Annotated in this window: 20 protein-coding genes; 12 read left to right on the top strand and 8 right to left on the bottom strand. The window is 31.1% G+C overall.

All coding sequences use genetic code 11. The annotated features are described in order from the left end of the window. The first annotated feature begins 217 nt into the window (after positions 1-217). A complete protein-coding gene (locus tag V8G69_RS08930) occupies positions 218-1,600 on the top strand; it encodes a tryptophanase (protein WP_394881484.1) in 1,383 nt (460 codons plus the stop codon). 79 nt (positions 1,601-1,679) lie between these two features. Here the strand turns inward: V8G69_RS08930 and V8G69_RS08925 are convergent, their stop codons facing one another. Beyond that, positions 1,680-1,889 carry a hypothetical protein gene (locus V8G69_RS08925; RefSeq protein WP_394881483.1) on the bottom strand — a complete coding sequence of 70 codons (210 nt, stop codon included), beginning with the start codon at positions 1,887-1,889 and terminating at the stop codon, positions 1,680-1,682. Positions 1,890-2,165: 276 nt separating this feature from the next. On the opposite strand from V8G69_RS08925, the gene V8G69_RS08920 reads away from it, so the two are divergent. After that, entirely contained in the window at positions 2,166-2,534 is a 369-nt protein-coding gene (locus tag V8G69_RS08920; RefSeq protein ID WP_394881482.1) for a DMT family protein, read from the top strand. A gap of 40 nt (positions 2,535-2,574) precedes the next feature. On the opposite strand, the gene V8G69_RS08915 is transcribed toward V8G69_RS08920, so the two are convergent. From V8G69_RS08915 to V8G69_RS08885, 7 genes are all read right to left on the bottom strand, one after another. Beyond that, entirely contained in the window at positions 2,575-3,327 is a 753-nt protein-coding gene (locus tag V8G69_RS08915) for a GW dipeptide domain-containing protein (protein ID WP_394881481.1), read from the bottom strand. Between the two features lie 213 nt (positions 3,328-3,540). Further along, positions 3,541-3,735, bottom strand: coding sequence for a hypothetical protein (locus V8G69_RS08910; protein ID WP_394881480.1), 195 nt, complete (start codon positions 3,733-3,735; stop codon positions 3,541-3,543). Between the two features lie 339 nt (positions 3,736-4,074). Next, complete coding sequence (locus tag V8G69_RS08905; RefSeq protein ID WP_394881479.1) at positions 4,075-4,842, bottom strand: hypothetical protein; 768 nt, start codon at positions 4,840-4,842, stop codon at positions 4,075-4,077. 231 nt (positions 4,843-5,073) lie between these two features. After that, on the bottom strand, positions 5,074-5,469 hold the full coding sequence (locus V8G69_RS08900; protein WP_394881478.1) for a rhodanese-like domain-containing protein: 396 nt from the start codon (positions 5,467-5,469) through the stop codon (positions 5,074-5,076). Between the two features lie 13 nt (positions 5,470-5,482). Beyond that, positions 5,483-5,791, bottom strand: coding sequence for a rhodanese-like domain-containing protein (locus V8G69_RS08895; protein ID WP_394881477.1), 309 nt, complete (start codon positions 5,789-5,791; stop codon positions 5,483-5,485). 68 nt (positions 5,792-5,859) lie between these two features. Continuing rightward, positions 5,860-6,474: a thioredoxin family protein gene (locus tag V8G69_RS08890; RefSeq protein ID WP_394881476.1), complete on the bottom strand. Its 615-nt coding sequence runs from the start codon at positions 6,472-6,474 to the stop codon at positions 5,860-5,862. Between the two features lie 3 nt (positions 6,475-6,477). Beyond that, positions 6,478-7,026, bottom strand: a complete 549-nt coding sequence (locus V8G69_RS08885) for a TlpA disulfide reductase family protein (protein WP_394881475.1) — start codon at positions 7,024-7,026, stop codon at positions 6,478-6,480. A 256-nt stretch (positions 7,027-7,282) separates the two neighbouring features. On the opposite strand from V8G69_RS08885, the gene V8G69_RS08880 reads away from it, so the two are divergent. From V8G69_RS08880 to V8G69_RS08835, 10 genes are all read left to right on the top strand, one after another. Continuing rightward, positions 7,283-8,686: an anthranilate synthase component I family protein gene (locus tag V8G69_RS08880; RefSeq protein ID WP_394881474.1), complete on the top strand. Its 1,404-nt coding sequence runs from the start codon at positions 7,283-7,285 to the stop codon at positions 8,684-8,686. A gap of 2 nt (positions 8,687-8,688) precedes the next feature. Continuing rightward, positions 8,689-9,255: an anthranilate synthase component II gene (locus tag V8G69_RS08875; protein WP_394881473.1), complete on the top strand. Its 567-nt coding sequence runs from the start codon at positions 8,689-8,691 to the stop codon at positions 9,253-9,255. A gap of 3 nt (positions 9,256-9,258) precedes the next feature. Beyond that, positions 9,259-10,251 (top strand): anthranilate phosphoribosyltransferase, encoded by a 993-nt coding sequence (gene trpD, locus V8G69_RS08870; RefSeq protein ID WP_394881472.1) that lies wholly within the window; start codon positions 9,259-9,261, stop codon positions 10,249-10,251. Then, positions 10,248-11,033 (top strand): indole-3-glycerol phosphate synthase TrpC, encoded by a 786-nt coding sequence (gene trpC / locus V8G69_RS08865; RefSeq protein ID WP_394881471.1) that lies wholly within the window; start codon positions 10,248-10,250, stop codon positions 11,031-11,033. Before trpD ends, trpC begins: the two co-directional genes overlap by 4 nt. Next, positions 11,030-11,656 (top strand): phosphoribosylanthranilate isomerase, encoded by a 627-nt coding sequence (locus V8G69_RS08860; RefSeq protein ID WP_394881470.1) that lies wholly within the window; start codon positions 11,030-11,032, stop codon positions 11,654-11,656. The genes trpC and V8G69_RS08860 overlap by 4 nt, the downstream gene beginning before the upstream one ends. Positions 11,657-11,752: 96 nt before the next feature. Beyond that, positions 11,753-12,937 (top strand): tryptophan synthase subunit beta, encoded by a 1,185-nt coding sequence (gene trpB / locus V8G69_RS08855; RefSeq protein ID WP_394881469.1) that lies wholly within the window; start codon positions 11,753-11,755, stop codon positions 12,935-12,937. 84 nt (positions 12,938-13,021) lie between these two features. Next, positions 13,022-13,786, top strand: a complete 765-nt coding sequence (gene trpA / locus V8G69_RS08850; protein ID WP_394881468.1) for a tryptophan synthase subunit alpha — start codon at positions 13,022-13,024, stop codon at positions 13,784-13,786. A gap of 81 nt (positions 13,787-13,867) precedes the next feature. Continuing rightward, positions 13,868-15,403 carry a bifunctional GNAT family N-acetyltransferase/carbon-nitrogen hydrolase family protein gene (locus V8G69_RS08845; RefSeq protein WP_394881467.1) on the top strand — a complete coding sequence of 512 codons (1,536 nt, stop codon included), beginning with the start codon at positions 13,868-13,870 and terminating at the stop codon, positions 15,401-15,403. 2 nt (positions 15,404-15,405) lie between these two features. After that, positions 15,406-15,630, top strand: a complete 225-nt coding sequence (locus V8G69_RS08840) for a hypothetical protein (protein ID WP_394881466.1) — start codon at positions 15,406-15,408, stop codon at positions 15,628-15,630. After that, positions 15,620-16,078, top strand: coding sequence for a tRNA (cytidine(34)-2'-O)-methyltransferase (locus tag V8G69_RS08835; protein ID WP_394881465.1), 459 nt, complete (start codon positions 15,620-15,622; stop codon positions 16,076-16,078). Before V8G69_RS08840 ends, V8G69_RS08835 begins: the two co-directional genes overlap by 11 nt. Position 16,079: the final 1 nt, after the last annotated feature.

Below are 16,079 nucleotides of genomic sequence, written 5' to 3'. Positions count from 1 at the left end.
CATCATCCCTTTGCTTTTAACTTCTAATTCCCCTCGGTATTCACAATCAAAATGATTTTCAATAATACCTAAAATATATGAAATTAAAATACTTAGATATAATGTTTGTAAGAAAAACACAAGCTTTATTTACTTTGCAAACCTAATAAAGTTGCCTTAATGACAATTGTCATATGGTAGAAGTGTACTATTGCTAATTTTGCAATAAACAAAAATCATGAATCTTCCATATGCTGAACCCTATAAAACCAAAATGGTTGAATATATAAAACCCTCAACTATTGAAGAGCGAAAACAATGGATAAAGGAAGCCGATTATAATTTATTCAATTTAACCTCAGAAAAGGTATTTATTGATTTGTTAACCGATTCTGGAACAGGCGCGATGAGCGATAAGCAATGGGCAGAAATGATGGTTGGCGATGAAAGCTATGCCGGATCTCAATCCTTTTTAAAATTAAAGGATACCGTAAAACGCATCACTGGATTCAACTATTTTTTACCAACCCATCAAGGAAGAGCGGCCGAAAACGTCTTATTTTCTGTTTTGGTAAAGGAAGGCGATATAATTCCTGGCAACTCCCATTTTGATACCACCAAAGGACATATTGAATTTAGAAAAGCATCAACCTTAGACTGTACAATTGATGAAGCTTTTAATACTACTGTATATCATCCTTTTAAAGGAAACGTTAATATAGAAAAATTAGAAATTGCATTTAAAAACAATACAAATAATAATATTCCTTTTGTAATTGTTACAGTAACCTGTAACTCGGCAGGTGGGCAACCCGTTTCAATGAACAACATTAAAGAGGTTTCTAAAATTTGTAAAAAATACCACATACCTTTAATAATTGATGCCGCACGTTTTGCTGAAAATGCTTATTTCATTAAAATAAGGGAAGAAGGCTACAAAGAGTCAACCATTAAGGAAATAGTAAAAGAATTTTTCTCATATGCAGACGGCATGACCATGAGTGCAAAAAAAGACGGTCTGGTAAATATGGGCGGATTTATTGCACTTAATGATGAAGACGTTTACAAAAAAGCAACTGTTTATAATATCATGTTTGAAGGCTTTATAACATATGGCGGATTAAACGGAAGAGATATGGGTGCATTGGCAGTAGGTTTAGATGAAGCCACAGAGTTTGATTATTTGGAAACAAGAATAAAGCAAGTGGCCTATTTAGGAGCACAATTAGTAGAATTTGGAGTACCTGTTCAGCAGCCTTTTGGAGGTCACGCTATATTTTTAGATGCCAATAAATTTGTACCAACCATACCAAGAGATGAATTTAGAGCGCAGGCATTAGCTATTGAACTTTATATTGTTGGTGGCATTAGAGGTGTAGAAATAGGCACGATACTGGCAGACAGAGACCCTTTTACTCACAAAAACAGATATCCGGAATTAGAATTGGTTCGTTTAGCAATTCCCCGCAGAACCTATTCTTTAAATCATATGAAATATATTGCTTCTGTGATTAAAGAAATTTATGCCACCAGAAGCGAAGCTAAAAGAGGTTACAGAATCATTGAGGAAGCCCCCATTATGAGACACTTTACGGTTAAATTGGAAAAAATAACAGTTTAAACCGAATTAGACCAAATAAAAAAATCCATAATCTAAGCAATGGAGATTATGGATTTTTAAAGTCAAATAGCAAATATTTTTACCAATATTTTTTTTCCAAGGTTTTAATTTTATTCAAAATATAATCAGAGTTTTTATCCATCCATTTTTTTTGTTCTTCACTTGCATTTAAATATTGATTTGAATACAAAGAATATGGATTATTATCTTGATTTTCATTTTGTTTAAAATCTTCAGATTTTTTTAGACTATTTAATTTATTAAGGAAAATACTGTTAAGCTTAGTCATAGTAAACATGATTATTTAATCAATTAATTTAATCAAAAAATAAGAATCATTTCATGACAAAAGTCATTTTTTATTTAGCAATATTTTTGTATATTGTGACGTAATATTAAGGGTTCCTACAAAGGAATAGTAACCTAATATTATGGAGGAAAAAGGAAGTACATTGCGATGTGTTTCCTTTTTCTATTTTAAAAACTTCCCTTTTAAAAATAAATCAAGTAATTGCTTTATATCATAATTGAATATATATTTAAATAAATATTCAACTTAAAATTTATGAAAGCAATTTTAACAATTTTCCTCCTTATAATAAGCAACAGCTTTATGGTTATGGCATGGTATGGTCACTTGAAATTTTCTGAATGGAAATGGTTTAATAAATTAGGATTAATAACAATTATTCTTATAAGCTGGGGTATTGCTTTATTTGAATATGTTTTTCAAGTTCCAGCCAACAGAATAGGTTTTAAAGAAAATGGCGGACCATTTTCACTCATCCAATTAAAAGTTATTCAAGAAGTTATTACGTTACTAGTCTTTGCCGTGTTTACGTTAGTAGTGTTTAAAACAGAGACTTTTAGATTTAATCATATTATCTCTTTTGTTTTTTTGATTTTAGCCGTTTATTTTATGTTTAAAAAATAATAAATTATGGGCTAACCATTTTAAGATTACTTACTTGTTATCATTTTTTTACAATAACACCATTCTCCAAAATTAAATCATATTTATAACCAGCTCCAAAATCTTTATTTAAAATCACATCTCCCTTAATTGTAACAACAGAACCTACAGTAACCTCATCATTTGAAGTTATTACCAAATCGAAATCATCTTTGCTTCCATCTTTTAAATGAATCCAGTTCTTACCCATTATTCCATTATTAATTTTAGTACACTCACCATCAATTTGAACAGTTTGTCCTTCGTACTTTTTTGGGTTGTTAACTATTTCTGAGATTTTAACAGAACCACTCTGTCTAATAATATTTGTTTTAACCGAATTAGTAACAGGTTCTTTGACTGCTCCAAGATCCTCATTTTTTGAATCATTTGAACTCATTTGATTTCCATGGTTTGCCGAAACTAAATTCCCTATAAGATATAATTCATCAAATGTTTTGTTTAATTCTTTACTTTCAAAGTTTTCTTTTAAAAGACCTCCAACATAAAAATAAGTTTCTCCTACTTTAGCCTCTCCACTATTTACAGCAATCCAAAAGTTTTTATCGCCTTCATTTACATTTAGATAAGTGTAGGTTGGTGTTTGAATAACCTCCTTAACAACTACAGTGTGCAATTTTTCAGCCTCAGGATTTGACACTTGCGGATTAACATGAGAACCGTTATTTACAACAGTTGGAACAGTTTTATATTTGTCTTTACAGCCAAAAAACAAAAAAATAACAAGTACAGAAATAAGGTTAATATGCTTCATTGTATGAGGTTTTTTTAATTATATGATTATTTTAAAATTAATAAAAGATTATATTCTTGCACAATATTAAAGATATATATTTAAATATTTTGTGATTGTTATCATGTTTAAATAATAAACAAAAAGTCCTTAACGGAAATTGAACCGTTAAGGACTTTCGTAGTTGATATAATTAGAATATTATTTAAAAAATATCTAATTAAAAAAACAGCTTTAGCTTATTTTAAGCTTTTTTATTTCTTGTTGTTGCTTCTTTTTCTCAAGCTTTTCAAGTTCAAGCCTTATTTCTTCGCTACGTTTATTTAATTGACTCATTTTTTCGTCTCGGGCTTTTTGCTTTAAAGCCATTTCTTCAAGCCTCAATTGTTCTTTTTTGAGCTCAATTTTTTCTATTTTTTTATCGCGCATTTTTTCTAATGTAACAGATGCATAAGCATACCCATACATACTTAGAAACAACAAAGCAATAATACCTAAAATTACGTAACCGTTTTCCATATGTTAATTAAATTGAATAATAAAAAATCTATCTTAAAAATTAATATTATCAAAATTTTAATACAATTATTACGAATCTATTAATTTTAAAACAAAAATATATAAATTGATTTTGTGATAATAAATTAATAGTTAAACAACTAAAAAAAGTAGTTAAAATAAAGAATCCAAAACATAAAACCTCCTTTTTAAAATAAAAACAGAGGTTTAATATTGGTTAAATTATTAAAAAAATCTCTTAAAAACCGTTTAATCTCCACTCATTTGAGCATTATACATCCAAATCTCATCCCAAGTGTTTTTAAATGTTACTTGATATAAGTCTAGCTGATTTTGCCAAGAGTCTTCACCATTAACTTTATTAAACGTCTCAACAAAATTTACATCTTTATCAAATTCTGTCCAATTTGGGCTAAACGAAAAAGTAGCAATGTGACGACCAAGATTTCCTTGTCTGAACTCGTTGTAATAAACACCCCAAGGATGTACTCCATCTAAAGCTTTTACCGTTTTACTAATTCTTTCAAAGAATGTTTTTACGCCTGGAGCTGTCCCATCAACCACTTCATAATATCTTACAAAAGAAATTGGATATTGCGACATTTTTTCAATCATATCTGTATTATTTAGCTTTTTATCAGCTGTCCAATACTCAATAGTTTGAACCTTTTTTATATAAGGCATAACGTTATCCCTCCAATCGGCATCATGAGCACCTTCACCTGGGCGCATATCATTATGCTTAAACATCATTGGTCCCATTTCCCAAATAATATTACCTGCATTTGGTCCTGAAGCAATATTATAAACCGTTGACTTTGTAGGTCCATCTTTATGATAGGTTACATTATGCTTTCTCATGTTTTCTTGCAAAACTTTAAGTTTTGTGTTATCAGGAGTTAACATAATATCTTCCCACATTTTGTAATCTTTAGAATCATCTTGGGCATTCGAAATAAACATGTTGCCAAATACCATGGCAACCATGCATACTAATAAAATTGGTTTTTTAATCATAATTAAAAAGTTTGGTTGGTTAATGACTATGCAACTATTGCAAAGTTTACTTTTGAAAAAATAATCGGGGATTTTAATTATATAATAAATGAAAAACGCTACTAATTCATTTAAGATGAAGGCTCATCGTTTGGAGTAACTCAAATATAATAAATTAATTTATATATAACTGAAAATGAAAGCTTTTAATAGTATAGATAAAAAAAGCCTCTCAAAATTGAGAGGCTTTTTTTATTCTTTTTTAACATCTAATCCTTCCTGTTGCCATTTTATAATGCCACCATCCAGATTATATATTTTATGAAAACCTAATTCCAAAAGCTTTACAGAAGACTTATAACTTCTGTTACCAGACTTACAATATAAAACTACTGGTTTTTCTTTATCTAATTTTTTAATCTCTTCATCAAAAGAAGGTGAAAAATAGTCCATGTTTTCAGCATTTGCTATAAATCCTGAATGATATTCTTCAGGCGTTCTTACATCAACCAACTGAACATCATCCATTTTTAAAAGCTCCTTCATTTCCTGAACAGAAATATTTTTAATTTCAGAATCTGTCTGTCCTTTACAGTTAAAAAAAATAAAAGAAGTTAGTACACTTAAAACTATAAATAGATTTTTCATGGATTGTTTATTATTATTCTATTTCTCCTTCCCATTGCATCATACCTCCAATAAGATTATAGGTGCTTTCAAATCCGATCTGTTCCATGATTTTACAAGCTTGCCCACTCCTATTTCCTGATCTACAATATACATAATAGTTTTTGCTTTTATCAAGTTTTTCAACTTCTGAAACAAATTCTGCACCTCTATAAATGTCTATATGTATTGAATTAGGTATTTTTCCATCTGCAACTTCAGCATCTGTTCTTACATCTAAAATCACAGCATTAGAATCATTTTCTAACTGTTCTACCCATTCGTCTTGTGATAAATTTTCCATTTTTTAAAATTTTTAAGTCACAAAAATAATATTTATCAATAACTTATTTGATAAAAAATATTGTTGAATTAAACTTTTATGGAACAACCTATCGCTTTTGTTTCTGTTTGTTTAACAGCTTCTCCTTTTAATAAAGCATCAACGGCATCTTCAACATATTTTGTTTTAACAGCACCTGCATCTTTATAATTATCATCAATGGCACCAATATATTTAACCACATTTCCTTTTTTGGTTTTTTGCAATACAAACATATGTGGTGTTTTGGTTGCACCAAATTCTGGATATACATGCTGACCTTCATCAACTAAATATGGAAATGTATAGCCTTTTTCTTGAGCTCTTTCTTGCATACTTTTATAGCTATCGCCTGGTTGAACTTGCGGATTGTTAGGATTGATCGCAATTACAGGATATCCTTTAGAAGCATACTTTTTATCTAATGCAATTATTCTATCTTCATAGGCTTTAGCAAAAGGGCATGTATTGCAAGTAAATGTTATAATGAATCCTTTAGCTTCTTTAAAATCGGATAAGGATATCATTTTACCATCTACATTTTTTAATTCAAAATCAGATACCACATCTCCAACTTGATAACCTTCTCTAAGAGTAACATTATTACTAGTGTAATCACTAATAAATGTTACTAACATAATTGACAAAAAAACTGGTGTTTTCATAATTTATTGTTTTAAGAATTTAATTATTTCGTTCTCTAAAGATTCGTAAGTAAATGATTGTTCAAAAAATTTAGAGTTATCATTTTTATATATAATCGTTGCTGGAATAGATCCCGACCAATCTTTATTAACTTGAGGTATCCATGCATTCATATCAACATCATCTAAAGCTATAACCTTCAATTTGATATGATTCTCTGCAATAAAAGGTTTTAATTTCGATTCGTATAAATGTGGAAAATCTAAACTTACCAAAACAACATCAATATTTTTATCCGCAAATTGAGTATTAAGTTTTTCAAAAAAAGGCAACTCTTTCACACAAGGAGCACACCAAGTCGCCCAAAAATTTATAACATGTATTTTATCGTCTTTCTTATTTAAAAACTTTTTAAACCCATTAAAATCGTAAACATCCAGTTGAATACTATCTCCACTAGACTTCATGTTTTCAACTATCTCTTCTTTTATTTCAGATAAATTGTTGTCACTCTTATTTTGTTTGCAACTTATAAGAATTACAGTTAAAACAATTAATGCTATATATTTCATATGGCTAAAATTAAATATTACAATGTCAATCACATCCCGTTTAACAAATTTTTAATTAAAAAAACATCAAACTATTGTATAATAATATTGTCTTTTCTATATTTGACCAAATTAAAAACATGAACACAATTTTAAATAATACTTGGTGGTGGAGCCTTATGAAACAAAATTTCGTGAAGTAGTCGCTTAGTATATTTAAAAACTAATAATATCAAAAGGCTTGTCATTCACGACAAGCCTTTTTTAATGAATAAAAATGAAAACATTCAACCTTTACACTCATTACAAAAAAATTCTGGCAGACACCATAACTCCTGTTAGTATTTACTTAAAAATTAGGGACAATTTTCCTAATAGCATATTGCTTGAAAGTAGTGATTATCACGCTAACAGTAATAGTTTTTCATACATCTGCTTTAACCCAATTGCATCTATTAAAGTTGAAAATGAAACAATTCTTCAAACTTTTCCCGATGGTAGTTCTACAAGTTTAAATATTTCAGAATCCACAGATGTCACTGATGAAATTAATAAGTTCACTAAAAAATTCAAAGTGAATTCTGAAACAGAATTTAAATTTATCAATAATGGAATTTTTGGATATATAGCTTATGATGCGGTCAGATATTTTGAAGACATAGACATCTCTAAAAAAGAAGATTCAATAAATATTCCTGATATTTATTACGCTGTCTATCAAAACATAATAGCCATTAATCATCATAAAAATGAGGCGTTCATTTTTGCTCATTGTTATGAAAATGAAAGCAATATTGAAGATGTGTATCAGCTTATAAAAGCAAGAAATTTTGCGTCATATGGTTTTACTTCCAAAGGAGAGATTTCATCAAATTTATCTGATAGTGAATACAAAGAGCATGTTGAGTTAGCAAAAAAACATTGTGCTCGTGGTGATGTATTTCAATTAGTTTTATCAAAAAATTTCTCTCAAGAATTCAAAGGAGACGAATTTAATGTATATCGTGCATTAAGAAGCATTAACCCTTCTCCTTACTTGTTTTATTTTGATTATGGGAACTTTAAAATCTTTGGAAGTTCACCTGAAGCCCAATTAATAGTCAGTAATGGTAAAGCCGAAATTCATCCCATTGCTGGAACTTTTAGAAGAACCGGAAACGATATTCAAGATGCTGAATTGGCAAAAAAATTAGTGGTAGATGATAAAGAAAATGCTGAACATGTGATGCTTGTAGATTTAGCTAGAAATGATTTAAGCCGACATGGAAGCAATGTAACTGTTGACACTTATCGTGAGGTTCAGTTTTTTTCACACGTTATTCATTTAGTTAGCAAAGTTACTGGCCAAAAACATAAAGAAACCTCAACGATGCAGGTAGTTGCAGACACTTTTCCGGCTGGTACTTTAAGTGGCGCTCCAAAGCATCGTGCTATGCAATTAATAGAACAATACGAAAAAACAAATAGATCGTTTTATGGTGGCGCTATTGGTTTTATGGATTTTGAAGGCAACTTCAATCATGCCATTATGATTCGAACATTTTTAAGTAAAAACCACAAATTACATTGGCAAGCAGGCGCAGGTTTAGTCTCAAAATCTAATCCAGAAAACGAATTACAGGAAGTGTATAATAAATTAGGTGCCCTAACAAAAGCTATTGATTTAGCAGAAACTATTTAGAGATGATAAAAGTATTAGTTATAGATAATTATGACAGTTTTACATATAATCTTGTTCATTATTTAGAAGATTTAAACTGCGAAGTTACCGTTGTTAGAAATGACAAACTAACCTTAGATGATGTAGAACCATTTGATAAAATTGTATTATCACCTGGCCCTGGAATTCCGGATGAAGCAGGTTTATTAAAAGCCATAATTAAACGCTTTGCACCAACAAAAAGCATCTTAGGTGTTTGTTTAGGTCAACAAGCTATTGGTGAAGTTTTTGGCGGTTCACTCGTAAATTTAGATGACGTATATCATGGAGTCTCAACAAAGGTGAATATTACCGTAGATGATGAATCTTTATTTAATGGTCTTGAAAAAGAAATTGAAGTTGGTCGTTATCACTCTTGGGTTGTAAATTCAGATTTGCCCGATGAGTTAGAAGCAACATCTTTTGATGAAAACGGACAAGTCATGTCATTACGCCATAAGGTTTATGATGTAAAAGGGGTACAATATCATCCAGAATCGGTATTAACACCAAACGGAAAACAAATTCTTAAAAACTGGATTAATAGTTAAACAATGAAAAACGTATTAAACAGGCTTATAAATCACGAAAGCATCTCAAGTGAAGAGGCAAAACAGGTACTGGTAAATATTTCAAAAGGTGATTATAATCAAAGTCAAATTGCTGCTTTTCTCACGGTTTACATGATGAGAAGTATCACACTGGACGAATTGCAAGGTTTTAGAGATGCACTTTTAGAACTTTGCATCTCTATTGATTTAAAAGATTTTAATGCCATTGATTTATGTGGAACAGGTGGTGATGGAAAAGACACATTCAATATTTCAACTTTATCGTCATTTGTCACAGCAGGCGCTGGTGTAAATGTAGCAAAACATGGCAATTATGGTGTTTCTTCAGCGTGTGGTTCATCAAACGTTATGGAATATTTAGGCATTAAATTCTCAAATGATATTGACTTTTTAAAACGTACTATTGATAAAGCTGGAATTTGTGTTTTACATGCACCATTGTTTCATCCTGCTATGAAAAACGTGGCCCCAATCCGTCGCGAATTAGGTGTTAAAACATTTTTCAACATGTTAGGTCCTATGGTTAATCCATCATTCCCTAAAAATCAAATGGTTGGTGTTTTTAATTTAGAATTATTACGTCTCTATGGATATTTATATCAAAACACAGACACAAATTATTCCATTGTACATGCATTAGATGGTTATGACGAAATTTCATTAACAGGAAAAACAAAAGTAATTTCCAATCATTCCGAAACCATGTTTTCGCCTGAAGATTTAGGAGTTCCAGAAGTTTCACAGGAATCTATTTTTGGAGGAAATACAGTTGAAGAAGCCGCGAAAATTTTCATGAATGTCATTCAAGGAAAAGGAACCGAACAACAAAATAATGTGGTTTGTGCGAATGCTGGTTTAGCTATTGCTACAACGAAACAAATAGACCACAAACAAGGATTTGAATTAGCTAAAGAGTCTTTACTTTCCGGAAAAGGTTTTAAAGCTTTACAAACAATACAAGAATTAAGTAAATGAACATTTTAGATAAAATAGTAGCAGATAAGCGTGTTGAAGTTGATTTGAGAAAATCATTAATTCCGGTTAAGCAACTGGAACATTCGGTTTTATTTGAAAGAGAAACAATTTCATTAGCAAATAAATTGCGACTTAGTCAAACAGGCATTATAGCAGAACACAAGCGTCGTTCTCCTTCAAAATCGCTCATCAATCAAACCTTAAATGTGTTTGAAGTTGCAAAAGGTTATGAAAATGCTGGTGTTTGTGGCATGTCTGTTTTAACCGATGGCAAATATTTTGGTGGTTCCTTAGATGATTTGTTAACAGCCAGAGCAAGTTGTAATTTGCCTCTTTTGCGAAAAGAATTTATTATTGACGAATACCAATTATTAGAAGCAAAAGCATTTGGTGCCGATGTTATTTTATTAATTGCAGCTATATTATCACGAGACGAGATTAAACAATTTTCAGAATTTGCTAAAAACCTAAAACTAGATGTATTATTAGAGGTTCATAATGAAGAAGAATTGCACAAATCTTTAATGCCAAGTTTAGACATGTTAGGTATAAATAACAGGAATCTAAAAACATTTGATGTAAGTTTAGAAACCAGTAAAACACTAAGTAAATTAATACCAAATGATTTTGTAAAAGTCTCTGAAAGTGGCATTAGCAATGTTGCTTCCATAAAAGATTTACAGTTTTACGGCTTCCAAGGTTTTTTAATTGGTGAGAATTTCATGAAAACTGATAACGCAGGCGAAAGCGCAAAACAATTTATAAAAGAATTAGAAAAATGAAGTTGAAAATTTGCGGCATGAAGTATCAGGACAATATAGAACAAGTTGCTACTTTGCAACCAGACTATCTTGGATTTATATTTTATGAAAAATCTGCTAGATATTTTAATTCAACAATACCTCATTTACCTAAATCAATCAAAAAAGTAGGTGTTTTTGTTGACGCTAATTTAGATGAAGTCATCAAAACAATAAATACTCATAATTTACAAGCAGTACAACTCCATGGAAATGAAACTCCTGAATTTTGCAATAAGTTAAGATCAAATAATATTGAAATCATTAAAGTATTTTCAATACAGAACGAGTTCAATTTCGAAGTTTTAAAACCTTATGAACCTGTATGTGATTATTATTTATTCGACACTAAAGGAAAATTGCCTGGAGGTAATGGTTTTACTTTCGATTGGAAAGTTTTAAATGCTTATCCATCTACAAAACCATTCTTTTTAAGCGGTGGTATTGGAATTGATGAAGTTGAAAAAATAAAGGAATTTCAAAAAAGTGAAGTTTCAAAATATTGTTATGCCATTGATGTAAATAGCAAATTTGAAGTGGAACCTGGATTAAAAAATATAGAAAAATTAAACGAATTTAAAGCAAAATTATGTCACTTCGAGTGATTTTTGAGGTACGAAAAAATTATATCGAGAAGTCAAATGGTCTCGATACAAAATTCTAGAAAAAGAATTTCACTCGACCTGACAAAACAAAAAAACATGAAAAATTATAACGTTAATGAAAAAGGCTATTATGGTGAATTTGGTGGTGCATACATCCCCGAAATGCTATATCCAAATGTTGAAGAGTTACGTCAGAATTATTTAAAAATAATGGCAGAACCTTCATTTAAGGAAGAGTTCAATCAGCTTTTAAAAGATTATGTTGGTCGCCCATCTCCTCTCTATTTTGCTAAACGCCTTTCAGAAAAATACAATACAAAAATTTATTTAAAGCGTGAGGATTTAAACCATACTGGCGCACACAAAATAAACAATACTATTGGCCAAATACTAATGGCTAAACGCTTAGGAAAAACAAGAATTATTGCCGAAACTGGTGCTGGCCAACATGGTGTTGCAACGGCTACCGTTTGTGCATTAATGGGGCTTGAATGCATTGTGTATATGGGTGAAATTGATATTGCTAGGCAAGCACCAAACGTTGCCCGTATGAAAATGTTAGGAGCAACAGTAGTGCCTGCATTATCAGGAAGCAGAACTTTAAAAGACGCCACAAACGAAGCCATTCGCGATTGGATTAACAATCCTGTAAACACACATTATATCATTGGCTCTGCTATTGGACCTCATCCTTATCCAGATATGGTAACTCGTTTTCAATCAATCATTTCAGAAGAAATTAAATGGCAGTTAAAAGAGCATGAAGGTACAGAAAAGCCTGATTATGTTGTAGCTTGTATTGGCGGTGGCAGTAATGCTGCCGGTACCTATTACAATTTCCTACACGAAGAAGATGTGAAAATTATTGCGGTTGAAGCTGCTGGTTTAGGTATCGATTCTGGTGAAAGTGCTGCAACTTCGGTTTTAGGTAAAGTAGGTATTATTCATGGCTGTAAAACCTTATTAATGCAAACCAAAGATGGGCAAATTACAGAACCTTATTCCATTTCAGCAGGATTAGATTACCCTGGTGTTGGACCCATGCACGCGCATTTAGCCAAAACTGGTCGTGCAGAATTCATGTCTATTACTGATGATGATGCCATGAAAGCTGGTTTAGAGCTTTGTAAATTAGAAGGTATTATTCCTGCCATTGAAAGTTCTCATGCCTTGGCTATTTTTGAACATAAAAAATTCAAACATAATGACATCGTGGTAGTTAGTTTATCAGGTAGAGGTGATAAAGATTTGAATACATACATAAACTATTTTAAATTATAACGTCATTCCGAACGCAGTGAAGGAATCTCAACAAACAGATTGCCACGTCACTTTGTTCCTAGCAATGACGAAAAACATATAATTATGAACAGAATTCAAGAAAAATTACAAGAAAATAAAAAACTTCTTTCCATATATTTTACAGCAGGTTATCCAAACCTTAATGACACTGTATCTATTATTCAAGATTTAGAAAAAAGTGGTGCTGATATGATAGAAATTGGCTTACCTTTTAGTGATCCACTTGCCGATGGCCCTACTATTCAAGCAAGTTCTACGCAAGCTTTAAAAAATGGCATGTCTACGGAAGTTCTTTTTGACCAAATTAAAGATATTCGTAAAACTGTTTCAATTCCATTAATAATTATGGGATATTTTAATCCAATGCTTCAATATGGTGTGGAGGCTTTCTGTAAAAAATGTCAGGAAATTGGTATAGACGGTTTAATTATTCCTGATTTGCCAGTTGATGTTTACCATGACGAATACAAAACTATTTTTGAAAAGTATGGGTTGATCAATGTGTTTTTAATTACACCACAAACAAGTGTAGAACGCATCAATTTTATTGATTCCATTTCAAACGGATTCATCTATATGGTTAGCAGTGCCAGTGTTACTGGAAGTCAGTCTGGTTTTGGCGAAGAACAAACCAATTATTTTAAGCGAATTGCAGAAATGAATTTAAAAAACCCACAAATTATAGGGTTTGGAATTTCAGATAATAAAACATTTAACCAAGCCACTCAATATGCAAAAGGCGCCATTATAGGGAGTGCTTTTATCAAATATGTTTCAAACAACGGAATCAAAACTATCAACGAGTTTACAAAAAATATAAAAGAATAATCTGGCTTATTCATCAAGTATTCTCATAAAATTATAAAACAAAAAATTAGTTTAATACTAATAATTATTTATATTATATCCATGAAAGACATTGAGAATATTGAATTAGCTTTTTTAAGCTTAGATGATTATCAGGAGTTGAAAGAAGCGATGATTGCTTCGTACACAACAATGCCGGATGCCATTTGGAAAAAACATCAAATTAAAAAATTGATAGACATTTTTCCAGAAGGACAAGTTGTTATTAAAGTTAATGATCAAATTGCAGGATGTGCCTTATCTATTATTATCGATTATGATAAATTTGATGATAACCATACTTATAAAGAAATTACAGGCAATTATTCATTCAGCACACATACTAAAAACGGAGATGTTATTTATGGTATAGACGTATTTATTCTGCCAAAATTTAGAGGATTAAGATTAGGCAGACGTCTTTATGATTACAGAAAAGATTTATGTGAACGATTGAATCTAAAAGGATTAGCTTTTGGTGGACGAATTCCAAATTACCACAAATACGCCGACAAATTAACACCAAAACAATATATTGAAAAAGTTAGAAGAAAAGAAATTCATGACCCGGTTTTAAACTTTCAAATTTCAAATGATTTTCATCCTGCTAGAATTTTGAAAAATTACTTAGAAGGCGATGCGTCTTCGCATGAATACGCTGTTTTACTAGAATGGGACAATATCTATTATGAAAAACAAAATAAAAAAGCTTCAACCATTAAAAAAATTGTTAGACTTGGTTTAGTTCAATGGCAAATGCGTCTATATAAAGATTTAGACGAATTAATGCAGCAAGCTGAATTTTTTATTGATGCCGTTTCTGGATATCGCAGTGATTTTGCTCTTTTTCCAGAATTTTTTAATGCACCATTAATGGCAGAAAACAATCATTTGTCAACTCCTGAAGCAATAAGGGAATTAGCAAAACACACGTCTGAAATTGTACAACGTTTTTCAAAACTGGCCATCTCATATAATATTAATATTATAACTGGTAGCATGCCAGAAATGGTTGGAAACACACTTCATAATGCGGGTTATTTATGCAGGCGCGATGGTAGTATGGAACGATATGAAAAATTACATGTAACTCCAGACGAATCCAAAGTATGGGGAATGGTTGGTGGAAACCAATTAAAAGCTTTTGATACAGATTGCGGTAAAATAGGTATTTTAATTTGTTATGATTCTGAATTCCCTGAGTTGAGTAGGTTGTTAGCTGATGAAGGCATGGATATTCTGTTTGTGCCATTTTTAACTGATACTCAAAACGGATTCTCAAGAGTTCGCCATTGTGCCCAAGCTAGGGCCATTGAAAATGAATGTTATGTTGCCATTGCAGGAAGTGTTGGCAATTTGCCAAAAGTTCAAAATATGGACATACAATTTGCGCAATCAATGGTATTTACGCCTTGTGATTTTGCATTCCCAACCAATGGTGTAAAGGCAGAAGCTACACAAAACACCGAAATGATCTTAATTGCTGATGTAGATATTGATCTATTAAGAGAACTAAATCAATTTGGAAGTGTTAGAAATTTAAAGGACAGGCGTAAGGATCTTTTTGAATTAAAAAAACTAAACCCTAAAACAAACTAATCATGAGCGCATTTAATAATTGGAAACTCGTTTTATTGCTCTGCCTAACATTAGGTTTAGCTCCATTTTTTCCAGAGCCTCATATTGTCGGGAAAATAAGGTGGATCGCTGGTGGTGCTAATGGAATGAAACTCATGGATTGGTTCGATACCGTACTTCATGGTTTTCCTTTCATTTTACTAATCCGCCTTGTTATAATTAAATTAATAAATAAAAATGCCTCTTAATATTGTTTTAATTGAACCTGAAATACCAAATAATACAGGGAACATTGGAAGGTTAGCCTTAGCTTCTGGTTCTAAATTACATTTGGTAAAACCTTTTGGTTTTGAAATTGATGATACTCGTTTGAAACGTGCCGGTTTAGATTATTGGCAACATCTAGACATTCTTTATTATGAAAATATTGAAGAATTCTTTGACAAAAACAAAGGGGCAAATATGGTATTTCTATCAAGTCATGGCAGCAAAACACATTGGGAAATTCCTTTTGAAGACGACATGTTTATAATCTTTGGCAAAGAATCTGTAGGATTGCCAAAAGACATCATTGCAAACTTTTCAAAAAAAACATATAAAATTCCAATATACAATAGTAATGTAAGAAGCCTTAACCTTGCAAATGCCGTTGGAATTGTGATTTATGAAGGGTTGAAACAATTAAATGAATTATAGC

It is taken from the genome of Gaetbulibacter sp. M235 (genome assembly GCF_043876835.1).
Lineage (GTDB): Bacteria > Bacteroidota > Bacteroidia > Flavobacteriales > Flavobacteriaceae > Yeosuana.
The sequence above is the reverse complement of the archived record's forward strand: the minus strand, read 5'-3'. Positions and strand labels throughout refer to the sequence as shown.

Bases quoted from the DNA above. Each gene is read 5' to 3' on its own strand.
- V8G69_RS08885 (WP_394881475.1), bottom strand. From the start codon at position 7,026: ATGAAATATATAGCATTAATTGTTTTAACTGTAATTCTTATAAGTTGC.
- V8G69_RS08860 (WP_394881470.1), top strand. From the start codon at position 11,030: ATGAAGTTGAAAATTTGCGGCATGAAGTATCAGGACAATATAGAACAA.
- V8G69_RS08925 (WP_394881483.1), bottom strand. From the start codon at position 1,889: ATGACTAAGCTTAACAGTATTTTCCTTAATAAATTAAATAGTCTAAAA.
- V8G69_RS08835 (WP_394881465.1), top strand. From the start codon at position 15,620: ATGCCTCTTAATATTGTTTTAATTGAACCTGAAATACCAAATAATACA.
- V8G69_RS08890 (WP_394881476.1), bottom strand. From the start codon at position 6,474: ATGAAAACACCAGTTTTTTTGTCAATTATGTTAGTAACATTTATTAGT.
- V8G69_RS08930 (WP_394881484.1), top strand. From the start codon at position 218: ATGAATCTTCCATATGCTGAACCCTATAAAACCAAAATGGTTGAATAT.
- trpB (WP_394881469.1), top strand. From the start codon at position 11,753: ATGAAAAATTATAACGTTAATGAAAAAGGCTATTATGGTGAATTTGGT.
- V8G69_RS08880 (WP_394881474.1), top strand. From the start codon at position 7,283: ATGAAAACATTCAACCTTTACACTCATTACAAAAAAATTCTGGCAGAC.
- V8G69_RS08900 (WP_394881478.1), bottom strand. From the start codon at position 5,469: ATGAAAAATCTATTTATAGTTTTAAGTGTACTAACTTCTTTTATTTTT.
- V8G69_RS08905 (WP_394881479.1), bottom strand. From the start codon at position 4,842: ATGATTAAAAAACCAATTTTATTAGTATGCATGGTTGCCATGGTATTT.
- V8G69_RS08845 (WP_394881467.1), top strand. From the start codon at position 13,868: ATGAAAGACATTGAGAATATTGAATTAGCTTTTTTAAGCTTAGATGAT.
- V8G69_RS08875 (WP_394881473.1), top strand. From the start codon at position 8,689: ATGATAAAAGTATTAGTTATAGATAATTATGACAGTTTTACATATAAT.
- V8G69_RS08920 (WP_394881482.1), top strand. From the start codon at position 2,166: ATGAAAGCAATTTTAACAATTTTCCTCCTTATAATAAGCAACAGCTTT.
- V8G69_RS08910 (WP_394881480.1), bottom strand. From the start codon at position 3,735: ATGCGCGATAAAAAAATAGAAAAAATTGAGCTCAAAAAAGAACAATTG.
- V8G69_RS08915 (WP_394881481.1), bottom strand. From the start codon at position 3,327: ATGAAGCATATTAACCTTATTTCTGTACTTGTTATTTTTTTGTTTTTT.
- V8G69_RS08840 (WP_394881466.1), top strand. From the start codon at position 15,406: ATGAGCGCATTTAATAATTGGAAACTCGTTTTATTGCTCTGCCTAACA.
- trpA (WP_394881468.1), top strand. From the start codon at position 13,022: ATGAACAGAATTCAAGAAAAATTACAAGAAAATAAAAAACTTCTTTCC.
- trpC (WP_394881471.1), top strand. From the start codon at position 10,248: ATGAACATTTTAGATAAAATAGTAGCAGATAAGCGTGTTGAAGTTGAT.
- trpD (WP_394881472.1), top strand. From the start codon at position 9,259: ATGAAAAACGTATTAAACAGGCTTATAAATCACGAAAGCATCTCAAGT.
- V8G69_RS08895 (WP_394881477.1), bottom strand. From the start codon at position 5,791: ATGGAAAATTTATCACAAGACGAATGGGTAGAACAGTTAGAAAATGAT.